The 24,357-nt window shown below is 68.2% G+C and carries 20 protein-coding genes; 11 read left to right on the top strand and 9 right to left on the bottom strand.

What is annotated here, in order from left to right:
• Window positions 1–11: 11 nt before the first annotated feature.
• Together murB and murC are read right to left on the bottom strand one after the other, a co-directional pair.
• On the bottom strand, window positions 12–911 hold the full coding sequence (gene murB, locus ACO05L_RS04475) for a UDP-N-acetylmuramate dehydrogenase (protein ID WP_421730971.1): 900 nt from the start codon (window positions 909–911) through the stop codon (window positions 12–14).
• 114 nt (window positions 912–1,025) lie between these two features.
• Window positions 1,026–2,453, bottom strand: a complete 1,428-nt coding sequence (gene murC, locus ACO05L_RS04470; RefSeq protein WP_421730970.1) for a UDP-N-acetylmuramate--L-alanine ligase — start codon at window positions 2,451–2,453, stop codon at window positions 1,026–1,028.
• A gap of 134 nt (window positions 2,454–2,587) precedes the next feature.
• Between murC and ACO05L_RS04465 the strand changes: the two genes are divergently transcribed.
• The 3 genes from ACO05L_RS04465 (at window position 2,588) to ACO05L_RS04455 (ending at window position 7,161) form a co-directional block, all read left to right on the top strand.
• Window positions 2,588–3,667, top strand: coding sequence for a site-specific DNA-methyltransferase (locus tag ACO05L_RS04465; RefSeq protein WP_421730969.1), 1,080 nt, complete (start codon window positions 2,588–2,590; stop codon window positions 3,665–3,667).
• 133 nt (window positions 3,668–3,800) lie between these two features.
• Window positions 3,801–4,916 (top strand): glycosyltransferase family 4 protein, encoded by a 1,116-nt coding sequence (locus tag ACO05L_RS04460; protein WP_421730968.1) that lies wholly within the window; start codon window positions 3,801–3,803, stop codon window positions 4,914–4,916.
• Window positions 4,917–5,013: 97 nt separating this feature from the next.
• Complete coding sequence (locus tag ACO05L_RS04455; RefSeq protein ID WP_421730967.1) at window positions 5,014–7,161, top strand: glycogen debranching N-terminal domain-containing protein; 2,148 nt, start codon at window positions 5,014–5,016, stop codon at window positions 7,159–7,161.
• A gap of 85 nt (window positions 7,162–7,246) precedes the next feature.
• Here the strand turns inward: ACO05L_RS04455 and mutY are convergent, their stop codons facing one another.
• On the bottom strand, window positions 7,247–8,320 hold the full coding sequence (gene mutY / locus ACO05L_RS04450) for an A/G-specific adenine glycosylase (protein ID WP_421730966.1): 1,074 nt from the start codon (window positions 8,318–8,320) through the stop codon (window positions 7,247–7,249).
• Window positions 8,321–8,341: 21 nt separating this feature from the next.
• On the opposite strand from mutY, the gene ACO05L_RS04445 reads away from it, so the two are divergent.
• The 5 genes from ACO05L_RS04445 to smc all read left to right on the top strand — a co-directional run bounded on the left by ACO05L_RS04445 (window position 8,342) and on the right by smc (window position 14,380).
• The gene (locus tag ACO05L_RS04445) at window positions 8,342–8,929 is read left to right on the top strand and encodes a DUF721 domain-containing protein (protein WP_421730965.1); all 588 of its coding nucleotides are present in this window, start codon (window positions 8,342–8,344) and stop codon (window positions 8,927–8,929) included.
• Window positions 8,930–9,036: 107 nt separating this feature from the next.
• The gene (locus ACO05L_RS04440; protein ID WP_421730964.1) at window positions 9,037–9,690 is read left to right on the top strand and encodes a DsbA family protein; all 654 of its coding nucleotides are present in this window, start codon (window positions 9,037–9,039) and stop codon (window positions 9,688–9,690) included.
• Between the two features lie 14 nt (window positions 9,691–9,704).
• Window positions 9,705–10,313: a thioredoxin domain-containing protein gene (locus tag ACO05L_RS04435; protein WP_421730963.1), complete on the top strand. Its 609-nt coding sequence runs from the start codon at window positions 9,705–9,707 to the stop codon at window positions 10,311–10,313.
• Window positions 10,310–10,924, top strand: a complete 615-nt coding sequence (locus ACO05L_RS04430) for a thioredoxin domain-containing protein (RefSeq protein ID WP_421730962.1) — start codon at window positions 10,310–10,312, stop codon at window positions 10,922–10,924. Before ACO05L_RS04435 ends, ACO05L_RS04430 begins: the two co-directional genes overlap by 4 nt.
• Window positions 10,925–10,942: 18 nt before the next feature.
• A complete protein-coding gene (smc, locus tag ACO05L_RS04425) occupies window positions 10,943–14,380 on the top strand; it encodes a chromosome segregation protein SMC (RefSeq protein ID WP_421730961.1) in 3,438 nt (1,145 codons plus the stop codon).
• Window positions 14,381–14,385: 5 nt separating this feature from the next.
• On the opposite strand, the gene ACO05L_RS04420 is transcribed toward smc, so the two are convergent.
• The 4 genes from ACO05L_RS04420 to ACO05L_RS04405 form a co-directional block, all read right to left on the bottom strand.
• Window positions 14,386–15,114, bottom strand: coding sequence for a hypothetical protein (locus tag ACO05L_RS04420; protein ID WP_421730960.1), 729 nt, complete (start codon window positions 15,112–15,114; stop codon window positions 14,386–14,388).
• Window positions 15,115–15,169: 55 nt separating this feature from the next.
• A complete protein-coding gene (locus ACO05L_RS04415; RefSeq protein WP_421730959.1) occupies window positions 15,170–15,832 on the bottom strand; it encodes a glutathione S-transferase family protein in 663 nt (220 codons plus the stop codon).
• 95 nt (window positions 15,833–15,927) lie between these two features.
• Window positions 15,928–16,917 (bottom strand): DUF6607 family protein, encoded by a 990-nt coding sequence (locus tag ACO05L_RS04410; protein WP_421730958.1) that lies wholly within the window; start codon window positions 16,915–16,917, stop codon window positions 15,928–15,930.
• A gap of 48 nt (window positions 16,918–16,965) precedes the next feature.
• Entirely contained in the window at window positions 16,966–19,185 is a 2,220-nt protein-coding gene (locus ACO05L_RS04405) for a TonB-dependent hemoglobin/transferrin/lactoferrin family receptor (RefSeq protein ID WP_421730957.1), read from the bottom strand.
• 230 nt (window positions 19,186–19,415) lie between these two features.
• Here ACO05L_RS04405 and map point away from each other — a divergent pair, with 230 nt between their 5' ends.
• Together map and ACO05L_RS04395 are read left to right on the top strand one after the other, a co-directional pair.
• Window positions 19,416–20,234: a type I methionyl aminopeptidase gene (gene map, locus ACO05L_RS04400; protein ID WP_421730956.1), complete on the top strand. Its 819-nt coding sequence runs from the start codon at window positions 19,416–19,418 to the stop codon at window positions 20,232–20,234.
• Between the two features lie 8 nt (window positions 20,235–20,242).
• Window positions 20,243–20,704: a hypothetical protein gene (locus tag ACO05L_RS04395; RefSeq protein ID WP_421730955.1), complete on the top strand. Its 462-nt coding sequence runs from the start codon at window positions 20,243–20,245 to the stop codon at window positions 20,702–20,704.
• On the opposite strand, the gene ACO05L_RS04390 is transcribed toward ACO05L_RS04395, so the two are convergent.
• Complete coding sequence (locus ACO05L_RS04390; RefSeq protein WP_421730954.1) at window positions 20,652–21,797, bottom strand: mechanosensitive ion channel family protein; 1,146 nt, start codon at window positions 21,795–21,797, stop codon at window positions 20,652–20,654. The genes ACO05L_RS04395 and ACO05L_RS04390 overlap by 53 nt on opposite strands.
• A 53-nt stretch (window positions 21,798–21,850) precedes the next feature.
• Window positions 21,851–22,954 (bottom strand): undecaprenyldiphospho-muramoylpentapeptide beta-N-acetylglucosaminyltransferase, encoded by a 1,104-nt coding sequence (gene murG, locus ACO05L_RS04385; protein ID WP_421730953.1) that lies wholly within the window; start codon window positions 22,952–22,954, stop codon window positions 21,851–21,853.
• A 174-nt stretch (window positions 22,955–23,128) separates the two neighbouring features.
• Between murG and ACO05L_RS04380 the strand changes: the two genes are divergently transcribed.
• Window positions 23,129–24,355, top strand: coding sequence for a TMEM43 family protein (locus tag ACO05L_RS04380; protein ID WP_421730952.1), 1,227 nt, complete (start codon window positions 23,129–23,131; stop codon window positions 24,353–24,355).
• The last annotated feature ends 2 nt before the right edge of the window (window positions 24,356–24,357 follow it).

The raw sequence follows: 24,357 nt of genomic DNA, 5'->3' as shown, positions 1-24,357 counted from the left end.
TGTTCCGGGAACTAGAGAGGGCGGCCGACCCTCTTGATCTCCCATTCAAGGTTTACACCGCGTTTACTTTGAACGTCGGCGCGCACGGCTTCGCCGAGGCCTTCGATGTCCGCTGCGGTCGCCTCATTGAAATTGATCATGAAATTGGAGTGCAGCTCCGAGAATTTTGCGCCCCCAAAAGGTTTGCCGCGCCAGCCCGCTTCGTCCACCAGCTTCCATGACGAATGGCCGGGCGGGTTCTTGAAGGTCGATCCGCCGGTCTTTTCGCGGATCGGCTGGGTGGTTTCGCGCCGTGAGGTGATCTCGGCGATGCGAGCGGCCACCGCATCAGGCGCATCCGGCGTCCCGCGATAGACGGCCTCGATCCAGATGATGTCGGCGGGGGCCTCACTGTGGCGGTAGGTATAGCCGAAATCGGCCAGGGCGTAGTCGACGCGCTCGCCTGCCCGCGTCAGCCCCCAGGCCGAGACCAGCACATCCCTGGTCTCCGATCCATAGCAGCCGGCGTTCATGGTCAAAGCGCCGCCGATCGTGCCGGGGATGCCGGCATAGAACTCCAGCCCCGCCAGACCGGCCTTGGCCGAGGCCTTCGCGACCATGGCGTCCAGCGCCCCGGCGCCTGCGGTAATGGTGTCGCGGTCGGTCGTGATCCCCGCGAAGGGACGCCCGGCCAGCCGGATCACCACGCCTTCGACCCCGCCGTCGCGCACGATGACGTTGGAGCCGACGCCCAGCACCATGACGGGCACGCTGGGGTCCAGGCCTTTCAGAAAGTCGGCCAGATCCTCGGCGTCCGCCGGAATGAACAGCACCTCGGCGGCGCCGCCGACGCGGAACCAGGTGAAGGGGCCTAGCGGCTCGTCGCGCAGCAGGTTGCCGCGCACGGAAGGCAGGGTGTCACGCCAGGCCATGTATCAAAACTCCTTCGAGCATGCACGACACGGTCGCGCGATGGCGCGCCGCCCGGTTCCGGGTCTGCGGCTCGCCGCGCTCGCCTTTGCCCGGAATGACGAAAGGAGCAGGTCTCAAGCCAGGGCCTCAAGCTGCGCCGGCAGGGCGTAGGCCCAGCTGGTGATGTCGCCGGCGCCCAGCAGGACGACCAGATCGCCCGGTCGGGCTTCATCCTTGATCAGGCGAGGCAGGACGGCGGCGTTTTCCAGGGCCGCGACCTGGCGGTGGCCGTATCGGCGGATGCCGTCGGCCAGGGCGTGCTTGTCGACCCCCTCGATCGGCTGTTCGCCCGCCGGATAGACATCGGCGACCAGGACGCTGTCGGCGTCGGAGAAGCAGGTGGAGAAGTCCTCCATCAGGTCGCGCAGGCGGGTGTAGCGGTGCGGCTGAACCACGGCGATGACGCGGCCGGGGTTGTCTGCGTTCTGGACCACCTGACGCGCGGCCTTGAGCACGGCGGCGATCTCGACCGGGTGGTGGCCATAGTCGTCGACGATGCGGACACCGCCCACGACGCCGGTGGTGGTGAAGCGGCGCTTGACCCCGCCGAACCCGGCCAGGCCGACCTTGATGGCCTCGTCCGAGACATCCAGTTCGCGCGCCACGGCGATGGCCGCCAGGGCGTTGGAGACATTGTGCCATCCGGCCATGGGCAGGTGCAGGCCCTCGATCCGGGTCTCCTCGCCGTTCTGGATGACCACGTCGAAGCGGCAGCCGTCGGCGCCCATCTCGACATTCTCGGCCCGGACCATGGCCTGGGGGTTCAGTCCATAGGTGACCAGACGGCGGTTATCGATGCGGGCGGCCAGCTTCTGCACCTCGGGGTGATCCAGGCAGACCACGCCGAAGCCATAGAAGGGGATGTCCTCGATGAAGTCGCAGAAGGCCTGTTTCACCGCGTCGAAGTCGCCGTAGTGATCCAGATGCTCCGGGTCGATGTTGGTGATGATGGCCACGGTGCATTTCAGACGCAGGAAGCTGCCGTCCGATTCATCGGCCTCGACTACGATCCAGTCGCCGTCGCCGACCTTGGCGTTGGTGCCATAGGCGTTGATGATGCCGCCGTTGACCACGGTCGGGTCCAGCCCGGCGGCGTCCAGCAGGGCGGCGACCATCGAGGTCGTCGTGGTCTTGCCGTGAGTGCCGCCGACCCCGATCGAGAACTGCAGCCGCATCAGCTCGGCCAGCATCTCGGCCCGGCGGACGATGGGGATGCGGCGCTCGCGGGCCGCCATCATCTCGGGATTGGTCGCCTTGACCGCCGTGGAATAGACCACCGCCGAGACGCCTTCGCTGACGTGGGCGGCGTCGTGGCCGATGAAAATCCGGGCGCCAAGCTTTTCCAACCGTTCGGTATTGGCGCTGGCCTTGGCGTCCGACCCCTGAACCGAATAGCCGATCTTGAGCATGATCTCGGCGATGCCGCTCATGCCGATGCCGCCTATGCCGACGAAGTGGACGGGACCGAGGTCGAATGGGACGGGGCGAAGGCGTGCGATCATCGAAGCGTCATAGCGAGGGATTTCAAGGATTGCACCACCGCTCATCCCTCCTCTGTCGGGGAAGGAGCCGGAATCAACACTGCCTTAACCGTAAGGATTCACCATGGCCGCTCCACTCCCCGGGGCTGTAACGCGTGACCGAGATCAAGACCGACATTCTGCATCGTGGCGACTGCCTGGAGGTCCTGCGCGGTCTGCCGGACAAGTCCGTCGATATGGTCTTCGCCGACCCTCCCTATAATCTGCAGCTGGGCGGCGACCTGCTGCGTCCCGATAACTCCAAGGTCGATGCGGTCGACGACGACTGGGACAAGTTCGACAGTTTCGCCGCCTATGACGCCTTCAGCCGCGACTGGCTGAAGGAATGCCGCCGGGTGCTGAAGGACGAGGGCTCGATCTGGGTGATCGGCAGCTATCACAACATCTTCCGCCTGGGCACGGCGATCCAGGACATCGGCTTCTGGGTGCTGAACGACATCATCTGGCGCAAGTCCAACCCCATGCCGAACTTCAAGGGCACGCGATTCACCAACGCCCACGAGACCCTGATCTGGGCCGCCAAAAGCCGTGAGCAGAAGCGTTACACCTTCAACTACGACGCGCTGAAGGCCTTCAACGAAGACACTCAGATGCGCTCGGACTGGACCCTGGCCCTGTGCACCGGCGAGGAACGCATCAAGGGCGAGGATGGCAAGAAGGCCCATCCGACCCAGAAGCCCGAGAGCCTGCTGTACCGCGTCATCATGGCCGCGACCAAGCCGGGCGACGTGATCCTGGACCCCTTCTTCGGCACCGGCACCACGGGCGCCGCGGCCAAGCGTCTGGGCCGGCGCTGGATCGGCATCGAGCGCGATCCGGAATACGCCAAGGTGGCCGAAAAACGCATCAAGGCCGTCATCCCCGCCGCGCCCGACGACCTGAAGGTCATGGGCTCCAAGCGGGCCGAGGTGAAGGTGCCGTTCGGCGCCCTGGTCGAGGCCGGGCTGCTGGCGCCGGGCGACCGGCTCTATTCGCCCAAGGGCGACCGCGAGGCGCGCGTGCGGGCCGACGGCTCTCTGGTGTCGGGCGAGTTCACCGGCTCGATCCACAAGCTGGGCGCCCTGCTGGAAAACGCGCCCGCCTGCAACGGCTGGACCTACTGGTCGTTCAAGACGGACACCGGAATGCGGTCCATCGACGTCCTGCGCGCCGAGGTTCGCGCCGGGATGCAGTGACCGCTACCCGACACATGGGCGCCGCGTAACACGTTCCAATCATTGCCGAAATTCTGCGTTCCGCGACGGAACTTCGCGACTGCAATAACATTGATGTTTGCGGCCCGGCTCAACGGGTCGGAGCAAGCACATCATGAAGATCGCCCAGGTCACCCCTCTGTACGAGGCTGTTCCGCCGAAACTGTATGGCGGGACCGAACGGGTTGTCGCTCACCTGACCGACGCCCTGGTCGATCTGGGGCATGAGGTGACCCTGTTCGCCAGCGCCGACGCCCAGACGCGGGCGCGACTGATCCCGGTGCGCGATCAGGCGATCCGGCTGGACCCCGCGCCGCTGAAGTCCGACCTGGCCGCCCACCTGACCATGTTGTGGGAAGTGCATGAACGCGCCGCCGAGTTCGACGTGATCCACTTCCACACCGACATGATCCATTTTCCGCTTTTCCGAAGCATCGCCGACAAGACCCTGACCACCCTGCACGGCAGGTTGGACATGAAGGATTTGCCCGAGGTCTATGACCGCTGGAATGAGTTCGGACTGGTGTCGATCTCGGACCACCAGCGCCGCCCCATCTCCTTCGCCAACTGGAAGGCCACCGTGCATCACGGGATGCCGGCGGAGCAGTACAGGTTCGCGCCGGAATCGCGCGGCTATCTGGCTTTCCTGGGACGCATCTCGCCCGAGAAGCGCCCGGACCGCGCCATCGAGATCGCGACCAAGCTGGGCAAACGTCTGAAGATGGCCGCCAAGGTCGATGCCGCCGACCGCGTCTATTACGAGACCAAGATCAAGCCGATGATCGAGGGCAATCCCCTGATCGACTTCATCGGCGAGATCGGCGACCACCAGAAGTCCGAGTTCCTGGGCGGCGCCGAGGCCCTGCTGTTCCCCATCGACTGGCCCGAGCCGTTCGGCCTGGTGATGATCGAGGCCATGGCCTGCGGCACCCCGGTCGTCGCCTTCCGCTGTGGCTCGACTTCGGAAATCATCGAGGACGGCGCCACCGGCTATCTGGTGGATACGCTGGAGCAGGCCGTCGCCGCCGCCGACCGGGTGGGCAAGCTGGACCGCGAGGCGGTGCGGGCGCGGTTCGAGCTCCGCTTCTCGGCCACGGCCATGGCGCGGCGGTATCTGGACGTCTACGGAGACCTGCTGGCCCGCCGGCCATTCGCCGAGGACGCGATCGGCGGCGTCGTCACTCCGCTGCGTCCTCTGGACGAAGATCGAAGCTTCGCCGCCGTTGGCTGAACTGCAAGGCTGTTCGAACATTAGGCAAGCTGACGGCCCTTGAGCGCCATATTTGGATGACACCGTCCAGAGCCCTCGAACCGCCAGCGGAGCCATCATGGACGACAGCTATTCGGTCCAGACCACGGCCGCCGAAGCCAGCGAAACGGGCAGCCTGGATACGCTCCAGGCGCTGAAGGACGGCGACACCTTTCTGGTCGCCGACCCCTGGGGCGACATCAAGGACGGGGCTGACGGCCTGTTCGATCATGACACCCGCCTGCTGTCGCGCCTGGTGCTGACGGTCGGGGCGGCGAGGCCGTCTCGGCTGGGGTCCAGCGTCTCGCGCGACAACGTCTTCTTCACCGCCAACTCCACAAACCGCCCCCTGCCCCCGATGGGCGGTCGCTCGGCCCCGGCGGGCGTGATCCACATCGAACGACGCCGCTTTGTGTGGAACCGCCGGATGTACGAGCGCGTGCGCCTGGCCAATCACGGGATCGAAGACGTTCTGGTGCCCGTGGCCTTCGACTTCGGCGCCGACTTCGCCGACATCTTCCAGGTCCGGGGCACGCGGCGCGAGAAGCGCGGCACGATCCATCCGCCGACCCACGACGGGCGCTGCATTACCTTTCACTATACCGGACTGGACGATGTCGAACGTGTCTCGCGGCTGGCCTTTTCTGAGCCGCCCGCGCGCCTGACGGCAAGCCGCGCCGAGTTCATGTTCAGCCTGCCCTCGGCCAAATCCATCGACCTGTTCGTCGAATGCGGCGCCGAGGCGGATTGCACTCCCGATCCTATGCGCTGGCGGCATTGCGCCGTACAGGCCAGGCTGGCCATGCGCCGCCGCCGCAGACGCGGCGCTTCCCTGCGGGGGCCACGGAGCCCCCTGTTCAACGCCTGGCTGGATCAGAGCCGCGCCGACATCGCCCTGTTGACCACTGACCTGCCGACCGGCCCCTACCCCTATGCCGGGACGCCCTGGTTCTCGACCCCCTTCGGGCGCGACGGCATCATCAGCGCCTGGCAGATGCTGTGGCTGGATCCGTCCCTGGCGCGCGGCGTCCTGACCTATCTGGCCTCGCGTCAGGCCACCGAGGTCTCGGCCTTCCGCGATTCCGCACCCGGCAAGATCATGCACGAGACCCGCGGCGGCGAGATGAGCGCCCTGCACGAGGTGCCGTTCGGCCTCTATTACGGCGGGGTCGACACCACCTGCCTGTTCGTCGCCCTGGCCGGCGCCTATGCGCGGCGGACCGGCGACCTGGATCTGATCCGCAAACTCTGGCCCAATCTGATCGCCGCGACCGAATGGATGCGCGACTATGGCGACTCGAACGGCGACGGCCTGATCGACTACGCCCGCGCCGCCGAGACAGGCCTGTCGAACCAGGGCTGGAAGGATTCCGAGGACTCGATCTTCCACCGCGACGGGCGCTTCCCCAAGGGACCGATCGCCCTTCTGGAGGTCCAGGGCTATGCCTACGCCGCCTGGCTGGCCATGGCCGACCTGGGCGCCCGGCTCGGCGACGCCCGCGCCCAGGCGTGGGAGGAGCGCGCTCATGAAATCCGCTTCCTGGTCGAGGACAAGTTCTGGATGGAGGACGAGGGCTTCTACGCCATCGCCCTGGACGGGGACGGGGAACAGTGCCGTTCGATCGGCTCCAACGCTGGTCACCTGCTGTTCTCAGGCCTGCCCTCGGCCGAGCGCGCTGCACGGGTGACCAAGCGGATGCTGTCGGCCGAGTTCCGCTCGGGCTGGGGGCTGCGGACCCTGGCCAAGGGTCAGGCGCGGTTCAATCCGATGAGCTATCACAACGGCTCGGTCTGGCCACACGACACCTCGTTGGCGGTCGCGGGCATGGCCCGGTACGGCGAGCGGGACGCGGTGGCCCTGATCCTGGGCGAGATCTACACCGCCGCCAGCCATTTCCAGATGCGCCTGCCCGAACTGTTCTGCGGGTTCGAGCGCGAGCCGGGCGAAGGTCCCATCGCCTATCCGGTCGCCTGCCTGCCCCAGGCCTGGGCCGCCGGTTCGGCCTTTCTGATGCTGCAGGCGTCTCTGGGCGTCGATGTCGATGCGCTGGAAGGCGTCGTCACCGTCGCCAACCCGACCCTGCCCGCCGGCGTCGAGCGCATGACCGTCAGCGACCTGAAAGTCGGCGGCTCTCGCGTCGACCTGATCTTCGAACGCATCGGCGAAGGCACGGTCCTGATGCCACGAGGCAAGACCGGCGACGTGCGGATCCTGACTTCGCGTTAGGCCCAATCCTCCCCCGTCGGGGGAGGTGGCGCGACGCCGCTTGCGTCGTGACGGAGGGGGCCGGATGCAAATTCCGCGTCTGGGGCTAGCCCCCTCCACCCCTTCGGGGTCCCCCTCCCCCGTTGGGGGAGGATTTCTGCAACGCCTTTCTGAACACGGTCGGCAAGGCCTTCAGCGCCTCGGCCTCGGGCGTCCAGATGAAGTCGCCCGCGCCGTCCGCCGCCTGCACCGACAGGGTCAGCGAGAAATGGGTGAAGACGTGTTCGATGGCGCCGGTATCGCGCCATGCAGCCTCGACCGGCGGCGCATCTTCAGGCGCAGCGGACCAGTCGGTCGTCGGCAGGCCCAGCATGCCGCCCAGCAGGCCCTTGTCCGGCCGCTGGACCAGAGCGACGCGGCCCTGGCCGTCGCGCAGCACATAGGCGGTCCCCAGCCGGTGAGGGCGCGCGGCCTTGGGGGTCTTGACCGGATAGCGTTCGGGTTGGCCTGTGGCGTATCCCGCGCACCGCCGGCTGATCGGGCATAGCAGGCATGACGGCGAGCGTGGCCGACAGATGGTCGCCCCCAAATCCATCAGGGCCTGGGCCCAGTCGCCCGGTCGGTCCTCGACGACGAGCGTCCCGGCCAGCACCTTCAGTTCGGGCTTGGCGGTGGGGACGGGGGTCTCGACCGCGAACAGGCGCGACATGACCCGCTCGACATTGCCGTCCACGACATTGGCGGGCCGGTCGAAGGCGATGGCGGCGACGGCGGCGGCGGTATAGGCGCCCACGCCCGGCAATGCGAGCAGACCCGCCTCGGTATCCGGAAAGACGCCGCCGTGATCTCTTGCCACGGCGCGCGCACAGGCCAGCAGGTTGCGGGCGCGGGCGTAGTATCCCAGCCCCGCCCAGGCCGCCATCAGGTCCGCGTCCGCCACCGCCGCCAGATCGCCCACCGTCGGCCAGCGCTGGGTGAAGCTGAGGAAATAGGGCGTGGCGTGGGGCGTCGTGGTCTGTTGCAGCATCACCTCGGACAGCCAGACCCGATAGGGATCGGGCTGCGTGTTCGACCCCGGCGGCGCGCGCCACGCCAGGGTCCGCGCACTGGCGTCGTACCAGTCCAGCAGGGCGCGGCGGATGGCCGTCTTGTCGGCAAGGGAAAGGGGGACGCAAACCATGGCTCGCGCTATATAGGGGTCATGGCCCGCGATCTGCCCACCGAAAGCGAAGCGCGTGAAATCCTGGCGCGGCGTCGCACCCGCCCGGCGCCCCGGCCTGCGCCCCCGGCCGGCCGGGCGCTGCACGGCTTCATCAAGGAGCTGGACGAGAAATTCGGGCGCGGCGCAGGCGCGCTTGAGCCCCGCTGGCGCGAGATCGTCGGCGATCAGCTGGCCCGCGTCACACGGCCGCAGAAACTGACCCGAGGTCGTGCAGGAAGCGGCGGCACGCTGGAACTGCGCGTCGCGGGGCCAGCCGCCCTTCTGGTCCAGCACCAGTCCGCCGAGATCCTGTCGCGGGTGAACCTGTTCCTGGGCCCCGGCGCGGTGGACAAGCTGAGGATCGCCCAGGGGCCGGTGAAGCCCCTGCCCACGCCAGCCGCCTCGACCAAGGGTGCGCGGCGGCGCTTCGAACCCCTGGACGCCGCTGCCGAGGCCGAGTTGTCCAAGTCGGTCGAGCGTGCGCCCGATGCGCTGAAGGCGGCCCTGGCCGGTTTGGGCCGCGCGGTCCTGTCGGACGAGGCCAAGGGGCGGGGTCCGAAAGGCGGATGGAAAGCACCGCGTCGTTGACAAAACTTCGCCTTAGCTGTTCTCGAAATAGGGTCAGTGCGCCCCTGCCCTGCACCGCCGGGGGGAATCGCACGATCATCGACGGTTAAAGTCGCTAGGAAGCTCTCATGCGTTCGAACAAGCCTTTCAAATTCTCGGCTCCCGGCTTCGCTCAGATGAGCCGTCGCGCGGCCATCACCGGCGCCGCCCTGGCGACCATGGCCCTGGCCGCCTGTGGCGGTAAGACCGGCGGCGCCGCCGAGGGCGACATGGCCCTGGGCGCCCCCGAGGGCGCCAAGGTCACGGTGGTCGAATACGCCTCGGTCACCTGCGCGCACTGCGCCCAGTGGCAGAAGGACGTCTGGCCCGAGTTCAAAGCCAAATACGTCGACACCAACAAGGTCCGCTACGTCTTCCGCGAATTCCCGACCGCGCCGGTTCCCGTCGCCGCCGCCGGCTTCCTGGTCGCGCGTTGCGCCGGACCGGACAAGTATTTCGACGTCATCCACGAGATCATGGCCAGCCAGGGCGAAATCTTCGGCGGCACGCCGCCGCGCACCGTCCTGCTGCGCATCGCCCAGGGCGCGGGCCTGAGCGAGCAGCAGTTCGAGGACTGCGTCAAGGATCAGGACGCCACGGCTGCGCTGGAGAAGCGCATCAAGGCCGGTCTGGACGCTGGCGTCACCGGCACCCCCAGCTTCATGGTCAACGGGACCAAGATCGCTGATTCCAGCCTGTCGAGCCTGTCCGAGGCCGTCGACGCCGCCCTGGCCGCGAACTGAGTACGACTGACGCCATGACCCTGATCCGCCGCCTGTTGCTGACCCTGGCCCTGGCCCTGCCCCTCGCGGGCGGGGCTGCGTCGATCGCCATGGCTGCCGACGTGCCGCCGGTCACGGCCGCCGACCGGGTCATCGGTCGAGCCGACGCGCCGGTGACGGTGATCGAGTACGCTTCGTTCACCTGTCCGCACTGCGCCCACTGGTTCAATGAGGTGCTGCCGGTGTTCAAGGCCCGGTTCGTGGATACCGGCCGCGTACGGCTGGTGTTCCGCAACCTGCCGACCAGCCCGGCCGAGGTCGCCATGACCGCCGCCGGGATCGCCCGCTGCGCCCCGGCCGACCGTTATCAGGCCGTGGCGCGATCCCTCTACGAGGGTCAGGCGGCGATGCTCGCAGGGGGCCAGACCTGGTTCTCCGACGCCATCGCCGCTGGCGGCATGACCGGCGCCCAGATCGAAACCTGCTTCGCCGACCCGACGGTCAACAGGGGTCTTCAGTCCGAGATCCGGGCGGCCCAGGCGGCCGGGGTTCAGGGCACGCCGAGTTTCTTCGTCAACGGCAAACTGCAACGCGACGGCTCGATCGAGGCCCTGACCACCGCCATCGAGGCCGCCGCCCCGTGATCCTCGATCGCCGCGCCCTGCTGACCGCAGCCGTCGCGGCGCCGATCGCGGGCGTCTCCACGCACGCCTTCGCCATGGATGTTCCAAGGGTAACGGCGGCGGATCACGTCATCGGCGATGCACGCGCCCCGGTCACCGTGATCGAATACGGCTCCCTGGCCTGCCCGTTCAGCGCGGCCTGGCAGATGGGGACCTACTACGCCTTCAAGGAGCGGTTCATCGACACCGGCCAGGTCCGCTTCGTCTCGCGCGATATGCTGACCGAGCCCGCCGACATCGCCGCCCGCGCCACCGCCGTCGCCCGCTGCGCCCGGCCCGACCGTTATTTCGAAGTGATCCACACCCTGTATCTATGGCAGGGCACCGCCCGGAATTTCGGGCCGATGAGCGAATGGTACGAGCGCGGCATCGCGGTCAGCGGCAAGTCCGCCGACGAGGTCTGGGCCTGCGTCTCCGATCCGGCGACCATGGCGGGTATCCAGCAAGACCACGCGCGCGGCGTCGCCATCGGCATCCGCAACACACCGACCTTCTTCATCAACGGCAAGATGGTCACCGACGGTTCGCTGGAGAACCTGACGGCGGAAATCACCCCTCTGCTCGGACGCTAGGGCGAGGTCGGGGACGCGATGCAGTTCCAGCGTCTTCGCCTGATAGGCTTCAAATCCTTCGTCGATGCGTCGGAGGTGCAGATCGAGCCGGGCCTGACCGGGGTGGTTGGCCCCAATGGCTGCGGCAAGTCCAACGTCCTTGAATCCATGCGCTGGGTCATGGGCGCCAACTCGGCCAAGGCCATGCGCGGCCAGGGCATGGACGACGTCATCTTCGCCGGGGCCTCGAACCGCCCGCCGAGGAACCACGCCGAAGTCCAGCTGACCATCGACAATGCGCAACGCCGCGCGCCCCAGCCCTTTACCGACTCACCCGTGCTGGAGGTGTCGCGCCGCATCGACCGGGGCCAGGGCTCGACCTACCGGATCAACGGCAAGGAGGTGCGCGCCCGCGACGTGCAACTGCTGTTCGCCGACGCCTCGACCGGGGCCAACTCGCCCGCCTTGGTGCGTCAGGGCCAGATCAGCGAGCTGATCGCCGCCAAGCCCCAGAACCGTCGCCGCATCCTTGAGGAGGCCGGCGGGGTCGCCGGCCTACACACGCGCCGCCACGAGGCCGAGCTGCGTCTGAAGGCCGCCGAGACCAACCTGGAACGGCTGGACGACATCGGCAAGGAGCTGGAAACCGCCCTGAACCGGCTGCGGCGCGAGGCCCGGCAGGCCGAGAAATACAAGAAGATCTCGGCAGAGATCCGCGCCCTGCAGGCGGCCCTGCTCTATGTCCGCTGGAACGACGCGCGGGTCGCCGCCGATGTCGCCGCCGCCGAACTGCGAGAGGCCGACGCTGCGGTCGCCGAGGCCACATCCGCCGCCGCCCGCGCCCAGACCGCCGCCCTGTCGGCTCAGGAGGCGTTGAAGCCTGCGCGCGAGGAAGACGCCGTCGCCGCCGCCCTGCTGCACCGCGCCTCGCTGGAACGCGACCGGCTCGACATGGCCGAGCAACAGGCCCGCGCCGAGGTCGATCGCCTGAAGGCCGAGGTCGCCCGCATCGCCGCCGATGCGGAACGCGAAACGACGATGTCGGAGGACGCCGCCGCAGAGCTGTCTCGCCTGAACGCCGAACTGGAAACCCTGAAGGCGGAAATCGCCGCCGCGCCGGCCCGCGGTCCCGAACTGGAGGCCATGCTGGTCGCCGCCGAGGACGCCCGCCGCGCCGCCGACGCCGAGGTCGAACGCCTGGCCGGGACACTGGCCGCCGTCGAGGCCCGTGCCAACGCCGAGACGGCCAGGAAGCGCGACGCCGAGGCCCGCGTCGCCCGCGCCACCTCGGCCCTGGATCAGGCGAAGCGCGAGCGCGAGGCCCTTGGCCCGCTGGAAACGCCCGAACTGGCGACGGCCCGCACCGCGCTGGACGAAGCGACCGCCGCCCTGACCGCCGCCCGCGCCGCTGTCGAAACGGCCGAGGCGAAACGCGGCGACCTGGCCCGCGCCGAGCAGGAGGCCCGCACCAACGCCCGCGCCGCCGAGGACAGGCTGGGCCGCTTGCAGACCGAGGCGCGGGGCCTGGCCTCCCTGCTGGTCTCGAACAAGCGCGAACACGCCCCGGCGCTGGACAAGGTGTCCGCCGACAAGGGCTATGAGGCCGCCCTGGCGGCCGCTCTGGGCGACGATCTGGATGCGGCTCTGGACGCCAGGGCCGCCGCCTACTGGGCCGGCGCGCCGATCCCCACGCCGTCATGGCCCGCAGGCGTCACGCCCCTGTCCGGCCATGTGAAGGCGCCCGATCAGCTGGCCGCGCGTCTGGCCCTGTGCGGCGTGGCGGACAGGGCGGATGCGGCAAGGCTGGCGCAAGACCTGCCGACCGGCGCGCGGCTGGTGACGACCGAGGGCGACCTCTATCGCTGGGATGGTTTCGTCAGCCGCGCCGAAGCGCCCCGCCCCGCCGCCGTACGCCTGGCCCAGCGCGGTCGGTTGGCCGAACTGGAAGCCGCCATCGACGAGGGCAAGCCCGCGCTCGAACAGGCGCAAGCCGCTCAGAAATCCGCCACCGACGCCTTCCGCGCGGCGGAAGAGGCCGTGAAGACGGCCCGCCTCGCCCCCTTCGCCGCCGACAAGGCCGTGACCTCGGCGCGCGACCGGGTCGAGAGCCTGTCGCGCGATCAGGCCCGCCGCGAGGCCCGCGCCCAGGCCCTGGACGAGACCCTGACCCGGCTGGCCGATGAAGTCACGGCCGCCCAGACCGCCCTGGCCGAGGCCCTGTCGGTCGACGCCCCGTCCGAGACCCTGGCCGGGCTGAAGGACGAACTGGCCGCCGCCCGCCTCGCTGCGGACGCCGCCCGCACCGCCTCGGCCCAGGCCCGCGCCGACCGCGACGCCGAGGCCCGTGAACGCATCAGCCGCGACGCCCGCCTGACCGGCCTGACCCGCGAACGCGATGGCTGGGCCACCCGCGCCAGGGACGCCGCCGCCCGGATCAAAACGCTGGAGGCCGACGCCGAGAAATCCGCCGCCCTGCTGACACGCGCGGCGACGGCGCCCGAGGCCCTGGCGGCCCAGCGGTCGTCGCTGCTGGATACGCTGACCACCGCCGAGACCCGCAGGAAGGCCTCCGCCGACACCCTGGCCGAGGCGGAAGACCAGGCCGGCGAGGCCGACCGCGCCTCACGCGCCGCCGACACCGCCGCCTCCGCCGCCCGCGAGGCCCGCGCCGGTCTGTCGGCCCGCGCCGAGGCCGCCGCCGAGCGCCTGACCGACGCCGCCAATACGGTGCACGAGACGGCCCAGATGTCGCCCGACGAACTGGGCCAGAAGTTGATCGACGACGCCATCGCCCGCCCGCCGGACGCCGCGGGCGCCGAGAACCTGCTCTATGGTCTGGAGCGAGAGCGCGAGCAGTTGGGCGCGGTCAATCTGCGCGCCGAGGACGAGGCCCAGGAATACGGCGACCGGCTGAACACCATGCGGCTGGAGCGGTCCGACCTGACCGGCGCCATCGCCAAGCTGCGCGACGGCATCGACGAGCTGAACGCCGAGGGGCGCGAGCGTCTGGTCGCCGCCTTCGACATCATCAACGACAACTTCAAGAGCCTGTTCGAGGCCCTGTTCGGCGGCGGCCAGGCCGAGCTGAAACTGGTCGAGTCCGACGATCCGCTGGAGGCCGGTCTGGAGATCTACGCCTGCCCGCCCGGCAAGCGGCTGTCGGTCATGAGCCTGATGAGCGGCGGCGAACAGGCCCTGACGGCGGCGGCCCTGATCTTTGCCGTCTTCCTGGCCAACCCAGCGCCCGTCTGCGTGCTGGACGAGGTGGATGCCCCGCTGGACGACGCCAACGTGGATCGCTTCTGCCGGATGCTGAACGAGATGCGCAACCGCACCGACACACGCTTCATCGTCATCACCCACAACCCGGTCACCATGAGCCGCATGGACCGCCTGTACGGCGTCACCATGCCCGAGCGGGGGGTCAGCCAGCTGGTCAGCGTCGACCTGCATCAGGCGGAGACGCTGGTGGCATAGCGGTCCTAGGCCGTTAGCCCCGACAGCCGCGCCACGGCGTGGGCGACCGCCGCGAACGGCGCCGTGCCGAACAGGGTCACCTCGCCTACATGGACCGCGATCATCGCCAATCCCGCCTTCCAATAGACCGGATTGACCCTGCGCCAGATCATCTGGTCCGCCGCCATCGCGAACAGCACAAGCGAATCTGCGATGATCGAGAACACGACCAGCGGGTTCTCCACACCGGGGAACAGATGCCGGAACCGGAACCATGCCGGCCCCAGGATCGTGATGGTCGCCAGCAGCATCAAACGTTTGTGCACATCGGGTCGGTTACGCTGAACGATCCCCGCCACGACCAAGGCCAGAAACAGCCCCATCTCGATCCAGACGGTCAGGAAGGCCTGCTCCGCAAAGGTCCCCTGCCCGGCCGCCAGATCTCGATGCGCAGCGAACAGGCCGACGCCGATGCCTGACGCCGCCATGGCGATTGCCAGAGCCGCGCCCGCCAGACCCAGTTTCCTGTGCCAGTTGAGACGTCGCCCAGCCACCAACCGAGCCTGCGTCAGAAGCAAAAGCAGCCACGCAATAAACAGGACGGCATGCAGATGTACCACGGCCGGCGCTGCAAACGCTCCGCGCGCTATCGGCGCGATGAAGGTCGTGGAAAAGCCGATGGCCGAGACGACGATGGCCAGCACAGCCATGCCGCTGAAGAAGACCTGCTCCTTCGCTCGCTGTGTCTGATGCATGTTTCCGAGCCCCCAATCCGGCATAACACCGATCGGCGCCCATGGCGAAGCCGGCTCAGGCCCCCGCCATCGCCTTCTCCGTTTCCCGGAACGGCGCCAGTTGATCGGCCAATGCCTTCTGGAACGCCGGGCGCGCTTCGGCGCGTTTCACGAAGGCGTCCAGTTTCGGATAGTCGGCAATGATCGACGTGTGCCGCAGGTCGCGCAGGACGTGGGTCATGATGATGTCGGCGGCGCTGAAACGGTCGTCGGCGAACCAGTTCCGATCGCCCAGCGCCGTCTGAAGATCGGCCAGCTTGCGCCGCAACTGCGTCTCGACCTGGGGCCTGCGCTCCGCAGCCCAGGCTTCCTTGGCGTGGAACAGGTCGATGCCGGCCAACTGGGCCACATAGGGTTCGATGCTGTTGGACGCCGCGAACAGCCAGCAGGTCACCCGATCCTTTCCGGCCTCGTCGGCGGGCATAAGGGCATCGGACCTGCGCGCGATGTGCAGGACGATGGCGCCGCTCTCGAACAACTCGACCTCTGCGTCCCGATAGGCCGGGACCTGGCCGAAGGGTTGCAGGGCGCGGTACTCGGGCGAAGCCGCCTGGTCGAAGTCGATCAGCATGGGCGCGTAAGGCAGGCCCGCCTCTTCCAGCGCCCAGCGTACGCGGATGTCGCGAACCGAGCCCTGCGCGAACGGCGGGACCCATTTGAAGGCGGCGACCTGGATCATGGCGGGAGGCTCCGGAACAAGACCCCGCCACGTTGCGACCGACCGGGCGATCCTGTCAAAGCCGGACGCCGCCAGGACAGGCGCCCCCGATGGCCTCACGGCCTGGTCGTGCCCTCGGCGATGATCGTGCGGGCCTGCTCGAGGGCGGCTTCGGTGGTGATCTCGCCGGACTGGATCTTCTCGGCCAGATCCATCAGCGGCGGGCCGGTGACGACGCCGGTCTCGGGCGCCTCGGTGACATAGATGCCGCCGTCCTTGGCGATGACGCCGTCCCACAGGTCGCGGATGCCGGCCCAGTAATCCTTGGTCGCCGCCCAGTAGTCGTCGCCCGGTGCGGGCGAATAGGAGGTGGAACGGTCGTAGGTGTTGATCACATCCTCCTGGACGATGGCGACAGGCTGGCCGCCGGGCGTCGTCGGGGCCGTCATCTTGATATTGTCCTGCAGATGGACCCAACCGTTGGGCGTCAGGACGTGTCGGTTGGTCCCCAGATAGCGGTCATAGACGGGGTTCAGCACCGCATCGCGACGGGCCAGCGGCCGCCACGTCGCGTTCGAGGTCCACATGGCCAGACCGTTGTCATAGGTCCATTTGCCGACGCCGCCGTAGCGGGGGGAATCGTCGGTCTGCCACACGGTCTGGGACCAGGCGCCGCTGCGCTCGGCCAATGACACCGGCGTCACGCTCCACTGGTTTGGACCGGCATAGGTCAGGACATCGACGGGCTGATAGACCCAGTCGTGGCGCCAGTGTTTGACCACGATCGACTGGCCCTCGTGCTCCATCACCAGGATATGTTGCAGGCTGATCCGGTCGCCATGGTCATAGACGACGCGCACGATCTCGGACCCGCCCGACAGCTTGCCTTCCATCGGGTCGTAGTCGGCGCTGAAGCTGACGTTCTCGCGCATGTCGAAATGGACGCGGAACTGACCGGCCTGGGCAAGGATCGACTGCCGGTCATGCTCGAAAGCATTGGCGGGCGCCGGCAGGGAAGCGGCGGGCGCCGCCGCCGCCGCCGTCTGCGCCATGGCTGGAGCGCCGGCGAACAACAGGGCGGCGGAGACGATAAGGGCGACGCGCATGGCGGGGTCTTTCATGATATTCAGTCGCATTAACCTGCCTGCCTCGGTCTAGAGACGCAAGGACAGGGAGACGCCGAAGTTGCGGCCCGGCTGGGTGTAGGCGTCGCGGGCGACCGAGGTCCGCGAGACGCCGGCGAAATCGCTCCACCAACCGTATTTCTCGTCGGTGACGTTGAAGACCCCGGCGCGGGCGGTCACCGCAGAGGTCAGGTTCCAGTAGGCGGTGACGTCGATCAGGGTGAAGGCCTCGCCGACCAGGCAGGTCCCGAAGCAAGCCAGGCCATCGGTGTCGCGGTTCTTCTTGGCGTCCGACCAGGTGACCACGGTCTCGGCGCCGAAGCGACCAGCCGGGTCGTTCCAGGCCAGACCGCCGACCAGCTTGATCGGGTCTATGGTCGACAGGGACGCCTCGGCGCCGCCCGTGGTCTGGCTGCCATTGGCCCAGGCTGCGGCGAAGCGGGCGCTGAAGCCGTTGTCCCAGTCGATGTTGGCGCGACCTTCCAGCCCCTCGACCTCGGCCTCGGCGAAGTTGACGTACTGATAGATGACCGGGTCGCCCGGCGCGCCGGTTCCGCCGACGACCTGCTGGCTGATGAAGTCCTCGTACTCGGACCTGAAGGCGACGATCTGGAAGCCCATGCGGCCGAAGGCGAAGTCCTGATCGCGCATCCGCAGACCGATCTCGGCGCTGTGGCTGGTCTCGGGATCGAGATCCGGGTTGGGGATGGAGGTGTAGCCCGAAGCGATGTTGGAGAAGAAGTTGTTCACCTGGCTGGGCGTCGGGGCCTTGAAGCCTTCGGAGTAGTTGCCGAACAGCTGGAAGCCGGGCGTGACCTGCCAGACGGCGCCGATCTTGGGCGACAGGTGGCCGTCGCTCTGGTCGGCGCGGGCGCCGGTGTAGAGGGGATCGCTGTCGGTCGACAGGTCATAGGCGTCGTAACGCAGCGACGGGGTTATCCGCACCGTACCGCCGGCCAGCACGATCTCGTCCTGAACGAAGACTCCCGCCAGGGTGTAGTCGGTCTTGGGGAAGGGGCTGGTCGGGAAGGTCTCGCCGAACGGCGGAACCGTGCCGCCGCGAATGCCTTCCTGGGTCGTCGTGGAAACGTCGCCGCCGAAGATCAGGCGGTGCTCGACGCCCCCCGCCACGATGGTCTTGCGGGCATCGGCGGCCAGGCCGATGACGCGGTTGTTGAACTGGTTGTCGCGGGTGCGGTCCACGCCGGGATCGCGATCCTCGAAGGTGAACTGGGTGGTTTCGGCCTCCTGCCAGTAGGCGGCGATCTGACCGCTATCCAGGCCAAGCACATTCTCGAAACGCCAATCGAGGCTGACACGATCGCGCGTCGTCTCGTCGTGAGCCAGCAGTTCCAGCACGGCGTTGGGGACGAAGGGCGGGGCTGCGGGCACGCGGCCGCTGAGCACGTCGGCGTCCATCTCCATGTCATAGTGTTCGTAGGTCAGACGCAGGCGGTGGTTGTCGTTGAGGTCCCAGACCAGCTTGCCCAGCACCGAGTTGGAGGCGATATCCTGGGGGTTGGCCTCGGTGCGTGTCCCGCCCGTGCCGCCCACGTCGCCGTGGGTCTCGGTCTCCTGCGCATCGCGGCGGGTATAGGCGATCAGGCCGGAGAAGCCGTTGGCCAGCCGACCCGCGAAGGCCACGCCCTCGGTATAGCCCTCGTCCGACGAGTTATAGCCGGCGCGGGCGCGGGCGCCGAAGCTGCGGCCGTCGGACAGGAAGTCCTCTGGATCCTTGGTGGTGAAGCTGACGGCGCCGGCGATGCCGTCCGAGCCGTAAAGCGCCGAGGCCGGTCCGCGCAGTATCTCGACCGACTTCATCAGGTCCAGGTCCGAATAGCCGCCGCGACCCACGCTCTGGGCGCCGAAGGTGAAGCCATCGGGCGTGCGGACACCATCGACCACCATCAGCACGCGGTCGCCGCCCATGCCGCGAATGGTGAAGCCAGCATTGCCCGCGCGACCGGCGGTGCCCAACGCGGCGCCGAAGCGGGCTGGTTGCGAGACGACGCTGACGCCGGGCTCATAGCGGACCAGGTCCTTGATGTCGGTGAACAACTGGCGCTCGATCTGCTCGGCGGTGAAAACGGTGACCGTGGCCGGAACCTCATCGACCGGCGTCTCCGAGCGCGTGGCCAGGACCGTCACCGCTGGCAGGATGTGGGCCTGATCCTCAGGCGCACCGTCCTCGGCGTAGGCCGCCGTAGCCAGCGCGGACAGGCTGGCGGAGAGCAGAAGGAAGGTGCGCATCGTATGGCCTCGCTTGAGTGTGAAGCGGCTTTAATGCGAACGATTATTAGAATCAACTGCAATAGAGGCAGGATTGCGAATTAATCGCAGCAGCCTGACGGCGGAAATCCCTCGTCGCCCACCCCTCGGGGATCCTGAGACGCCCGACCGCCACGTTACGGACAGGGTTGAGGTTCTGTGATAGAAGTACCACCTCAAGCCTCCCCCCGATCTTGCCGCCCGAGCCTGCCATGTACGAAACGCCCGAACTGGAAACCGAGACCCTGACGCGATCCAGCGCGATCCGCCTCTATGAGGTGGACGACTTCGAGGGCATGCGGATCGCCGGCCGGCTGGTCGCCGACGCGCTGGACATGATCACCCCCTATGTCGTGCCGGGCGTGACCACCCAGGAGATCGACGACCGCATCCGCGAATACACGCTGGAGCGCGGCGGTCTGCCCGCCTGCCTGGGCTACAAGGGCTATATGAAGACCGTCTGCACCTCGATCAATCACGTGGTCTGCCACGGGATTCCGGGCGACCGGGTGCTGAAGGACGGCGACATCGTCAACATCGACCACACCGTCATCGTCGACGGCTGGCATGGGGATTCCAGCCGCATGTATGCGGTCGGCAACATCAACGCGCGATCGAAGAAGCTGATCGACGTCACCTATGAATCCCTGCGTCTGGGCCTGGAGCAGGTGAAGCCCGGCAATACGTTCGGCGACATCGGCTACGCCATCCAGCGCTACGTCGAGGAGAACCGCATGAGCGTGGTTCGCGACTTCTGCGGCCACGGCATCGGCCGGCTGTTCCACGACAGCCCCAACGTCCTGCACTACGGCAGGAAGGGCGAAGGCGCGGTGCTGAAGCCCGGCATGTTCTTCACCGTCGAGCCGATGGTGAACCTGGGCAAGCCGCACGTGAAGGTGCTGTCCGACGGCTGGACCGCGGTGACCCGCGACAAGTCCCTGTCGTCGCAATGCGAGCATTCGGTCGGGGTGACCGAGGACGGCATCGAGATCTTCACCGCCAGCGCCGCCGGCCTGTTCCGCCCGAACTGATCTAATCCGTGGCCGCGCCCGTCATCATCGCCCTGCTGAAGGTCGCCCTGATGCAGGGCGCGTCCGTCGCCGCGCCTGAACCCCACGCCTTCGTCCTGGCGGGGGCCGGCCGGTTCGCGGTCCTGGCCGATCTGACCACGCGTCGGCGCCAGGGCGACATCGCCGAGATGCGCTCGCTGCAGGTCAGCGAGGAGGCGTTCAAAGTGGGGGATGTCGAATACTGGGGCGGCTGGTCGCGGTGGCGGTTCGACTGTGCGGCGATGACCGCCGACCGGCTGGACTTCGCCTCCCTGCGCGCGGACGGCGCCGAAGGCCCCTCCACCCCCGAACCCTCGCCCGCCTATCCGGCCGCGCCCGGCGGCGACGCGGCCGAGCTTCTGGTCATCGCCTGTTCGACCGAGGACCGCGCCGCAGAGGTCACGACGGTCGAGGACGCGGTGTCCCTGGGGCGGACGGCCCTGGCTCAGTAGAGCCGTTCGGGTCCAGCTCGACGCGGTCCCTCGGCAGGGCCTCGGGGCATTCGTCGCGCATGAAGGCCATCATCTTCTCGCGGATCTCGCAGCGCAGGTCGAAGGCCACGCCGGCCGATCGTGCGCTGGCCAGGCACCGGACCTGCAAGACCCGTTCGGTGATGTCGGTGACCTGCAAGACCTGCACGTCGCCGTCCCACAGCTTGGACGCCCTGACGATCTTCTCATACCCCTCGCGCAGCCGGTCGATGGGCGCAGCGTAGTCGACATAGAACATGGCCGTGCCGATCAGCCGGGCGTTCTCGCGCGTCCAGTTCTGGAACGGGTTGGTGATGAACCAGGACAGCGGCAGCACCATGCGCCGCCAGTCCCACAGCTTGACCACCACATAGGTCGAGGTGATCTCCTCGACATTGCCCCACTCGCCCTCGACGATGACGGCGTCGTCGATGCGGATCGGCTGGGTCAGGGCGATCTGGATGCCGGCGATCATGTTGGTCAGCATGGGCTGAAGGGCCAGGCCGGCGATGATGCCGACGACGCCCGCCGAGGCCAGCAGACTGACGCCCCACTGGCGGAAGCCGGCGATGGTCATCAGGGCTAGCCCCAGGGTGACGAAGCCGATCAGCAGCTTGGCGACGCGCTGCAGGATGCGGGTCTGGGTCAGGTGCTTGCGCGCGATCAGGTTGTCCTCGACCGCGATGTTGAACTTCTTCAGGTGCACCACCGACCACATGTCGAGGACGCCCGACGCCAGCCAGCCCAGCGCCAGGATGAAGACGAACAGCAGGACAGCGCGGACATCGGCGGAGGGCGCCGGGTCGAGCGGCGAGACGCTAACGCCGATGGCCACCGCCGTGATCAGGACCAGGACGCGCAGCTTGATGCGCGCCCGCTCGACCACGCCGCGCCAGAACACATCCCGGTTCCTCACGATCCGGCGCAGGACGGCGAAGGCCAGGGCGTGAACCAGCCAGCCGGCGCCGACGAAGATCAGCAGCACCAGGCCGATGACCAGCCATTCGGGCATCCAGGCGAACTCTCGCCACAGGCGCGCGGTCTGGCGGGTCAGGTCTATGATGAAGGGGGGCATGGCGGGGGTAACGCACAAGTCCGCCGCCCGTTCGCGCCTGCGACGCGATGCAGCTAGCGCGCCGTCGCCTCCACCAGATCGGCCAGGCGCTGGGCCGCGTCGGGGATGGCCACCGAACGGGCCGCCGCCGACATGGCCGCCAGTCGGGCGGGGTCCGACAGCAGGGGCGCCAGGGCCGCCGTCAGGCTGTCGACGGTGACCGCGTCCTCGGCCAGGACCACGGCGGCGCCGACGTCGGTCAGGGCGCGGGCGTTCAGGGTCTGGTGGTCGTCGGTGGCGATCTTCAACGGGATCAGGACCGACGGCAGGGCGGCGACGGCCAGCTCGGCGCAGGTCGAGGCGCCGGCCCGGCCGATGACCAGATGGGCCGCCGACAGCCGCTGCGCCATGTCGCGGAAGAAGGGCGCGACCTCGGCCTGGATGCCCGCCTCCAGATAGATCTGACGCGCCGCCTCCAGCGTCTCGGGCCGCGACTGCTGCTGGACCCGCAGGCGACGGCGGATGGCCTCGGGCAGGGCCGCCAGCGAGCGCGGCGTGGTCTCGGACAGGATGCGGGCACCCTGGCTGCCGCCGGTCACCAGCACATGGATCGGCCCGTCGGCGCTGGGCGCGACATAGGCGCGGTCGAACAGGGCGCGGATATCGGCGCGGATCGGACTGCCCACCACCTGGGCGCGCGACTGCACGACGACCGAGGCCCGTTCCAACGTCGGGAAGGAGGAGGCGACCGCTCCGACATAGGGGGCCAGGATCCGGTTGGTGCGGCCCAGCACCGCGTTCTGCTCATGCATCATGGTCGGGCGTTTCTGGGTGATGGCGGCGACCAGGGCCGGCGCCGAGGGATAGCCGCCAAAGCCGACGACGACGCCTGCATCCAGCTGCTTGAAGGCGCCGCGCGCCTGGACCACGCCGCGCGCGATGGCGAGGCCGGCCTTCAACAAGGCGACTGGGCCAGAGCCTGTGGCCGTGTCGAGGAACAGCTTCTCCTCGCACCGAAAGTCATGGGCATAGACCTCGCCGCGCCGGTCGGTCGCCAGAACCACCCGCCAGCCGCGCGCCGCCATCTCGCGCGCCAGGGCCTCGGCCGGGAACATATGACCGCCGGTGCCGCCGGCGGCGACGACACAGACCTTGGCGGATGGACCGTTGGACGACATGAGCGCTCCCGTTTGATCGTCTCATAGGGCACCGGGACGCGCCTGCCGAGAGGCTTCCTGAACCTGCGGCCGCCCTCTGTATTGCTCCGCTTGATCGGTGGTATAGAGACCGCACGCGCACGTCGCGGCCGACCGCCGGTCGGCAAGGGATGCGTTGTTTCCGGGGGGAAGCTCATGCCAGACACCATCACGCGCACGACGAACCAGTCGTGGTTCTCTCGCATCGGCGGCGCCATCTCCGGCGTGCTGTTCGGGCTCGTTCTGATCCCGATCTGCATAATCGCCCTGTTCTGGAACGAGGGCCGGGCGATCAAGACCGCCAAGGGCCTGAGCGAGGGCGCCGCTGTCGTCGTCGGCATCCAGCCCGATGCGGTGGCGCCGGAAAATGACCAGAAACTGGTCCATGTCACTGGCCGGGTCGCGGTCACCGCTCCGCTGGAAGACACCGATTTCGGCGTTTCCGCCACGGGTGTCCGCCTGTCGCGCAATGTCGAGATGTACCAGTGGCGCGAGAGCTCCAAGTCCGAGACCCGCACCAAGCTGGGCGGCGGCGAGGAGACGGTCACCACCTATAGCTACGCCAAGGTCTGGTCGTCCTCGCATGAGGATTCCAGCGCCTTCGCCGAGCCGAACGGCCACCAGAACCCCGAGTTCGCGGTCGAGTCCCACGATGTCCTGGCCCAGGACGCCACGCTCGGCGCCTTCAGCCTGGATGAAGACATCGTTGGCCAGATCGACGGCGCCGCGCCCATGCGGCTGACGCCGGAAACCCTGGAAACGGTCCAGGCCGCCGTCGGCGATACCGGCCGCTACGTCTCCATCGCCCAGAACCGCATCCAACTGACCCAGCGCCCCGTCCGCAGCAATGATCCCGACGACGCCGAGGATGCGGCTGTGATCACGCCCACCGCCTCCACCATCGGCGATGTCCGCATCGGCTATGAGCTGACGCCCGCCGGCGAAATCAGCATCGTCGCCGAACAGAACGGCGACGGCTTCTCCACCTATCGCGCCAGGAATGGCGAAGAGTTCCTGCTGGTCTCGACCGGCGCCGTGTCGGCCGAAGATATGTTCCAGGGCGCGCAGGACGCCAACACGTTCTTGACCTGGGCCCTGCGCATCGGCGGGCTGGTCCTGCTGGTCGTCGGCTTCGGTCTGATCCTGGCGCCCCTGGGCGTCTTGGCCGACGTCCTGCCCTTGGCCGGGACCATCGTGCGGATGGGCACAGGCCTGGTCGCGTTCGTTCTGGGGGCCGTGATCGGGACGGTCACCATCGCCATCGCCTGGTTCACCTTCCGCCCCCTGCTGACGATCGCCATCCTGGCCGTCGGCGGCGGGATCGCCTTCCTCGTCTATCGGTTCGGCCGAGGTCGGGCCAAGAAGGCGGAAACAGCGACCTAGTT

Source organism: Brevundimonas sp. (genome assembly GCF_965227765.1).
GTDB lineage: Bacteria > Pseudomonadota > Alphaproteobacteria > Caulobacterales > Caulobacteraceae > Brevundimonas.
The sequence above is the reverse complement of the archived record's forward strand: the minus strand, read 5'-3'. Positions and strand labels throughout refer to the sequence as shown.

Bases quoted from the DNA above. Each gene is read 5' to 3' on its own strand.
- murB (WP_421730971.1), bottom strand. From the start codon at position 911: ATGGCCTGGCGTGACACCCTGCCTTCCGTGCGCGGCAACCTGCTGCGC.
- murC (WP_421730970.1), bottom strand. From the start codon at position 2,453: ATGATCGCACGCCTTCGCCCCGTCCCATTCGACCTCGGTCCCGTCCAC.
- ACO05L_RS04460 (WP_421730968.1), top strand. From the start codon at position 3,801: ATGAAGATCGCCCAGGTCACCCCTCTGTACGAGGCTGTTCCGCCGAAA.
- ACO05L_RS04455 (WP_421730967.1), top strand. From the start codon at position 5,014: ATGGACGACAGCTATTCGGTCCAGACCACGGCCGCCGAAGCCAGCGAA.
- mutY (WP_421730966.1), bottom strand. From the start codon at position 8,320: ATGGTTTGCGTCCCCCTTTCCCTTGCCGACAAGACGGCCATCCGCCGC.
- ACO05L_RS04445 (WP_421730965.1), top strand. From the start codon at position 8,342: ATGGCCCGCGATCTGCCCACCGAAAGCGAAGCGCGTGAAATCCTGGCG.
- ACO05L_RS04440 (WP_421730964.1), top strand. From the start codon at position 9,037: ATGCGTTCGAACAAGCCTTTCAAATTCTCGGCTCCCGGCTTCGCTCAG.
- ACO05L_RS04435 (WP_421730963.1), top strand. From the start codon at position 9,705: ATGACCCTGATCCGCCGCCTGTTGCTGACCCTGGCCCTGGCCCTGCCC.
- smc (WP_421730961.1), top strand. From the start codon at position 10,943: ATGCAGTTCCAGCGTCTTCGCCTGATAGGCTTCAAATCCTTCGTCGAT.
- ACO05L_RS04420 (WP_421730960.1), bottom strand. From the start codon at position 15,114: ATGCATCAGACACAGCGAGCGAAGGAGCAGGTCTTCTTCAGCGGCATG.
- ACO05L_RS04415 (WP_421730959.1), bottom strand. From the start codon at position 15,832: ATGATCCAGGTCGCCGCCTTCAAATGGGTCCCGCCGTTCGCGCAGGGC.
- ACO05L_RS04410 (WP_421730958.1), bottom strand. From the start codon at position 16,917: ATGCGCGTCGCCCTTATCGTCTCCGCCGCCCTGTTGTTCGCCGGCGCT.
- ACO05L_RS04405 (WP_421730957.1), bottom strand. From the start codon at position 19,185: ATGCGCACCTTCCTTCTGCTCTCCGCCAGCCTGTCCGCGCTGGCTACG.
- map (WP_421730956.1), top strand. From the start codon at position 19,416: ATGTACGAAACGCCCGAACTGGAAACCGAGACCCTGACGCGATCCAGC.
- ACO05L_RS04390 (WP_421730954.1), bottom strand. From the start codon at position 21,797: ATGCCCCCCTTCATCATAGACCTGACCCGCCAGACCGCGCGCCTGTGG.
- murG (WP_421730953.1), bottom strand. From the start codon at position 22,954: ATGTCGTCCAACGGTCCATCCGCCAAGGTCTGTGTCGTCGCCGCCGGC.
- ACO05L_RS04380 (WP_421730952.1), top strand. From the start codon at position 23,129: ATGCCAGACACCATCACGCGCACGACGAACCAGTCGTGGTTCTCTCGC.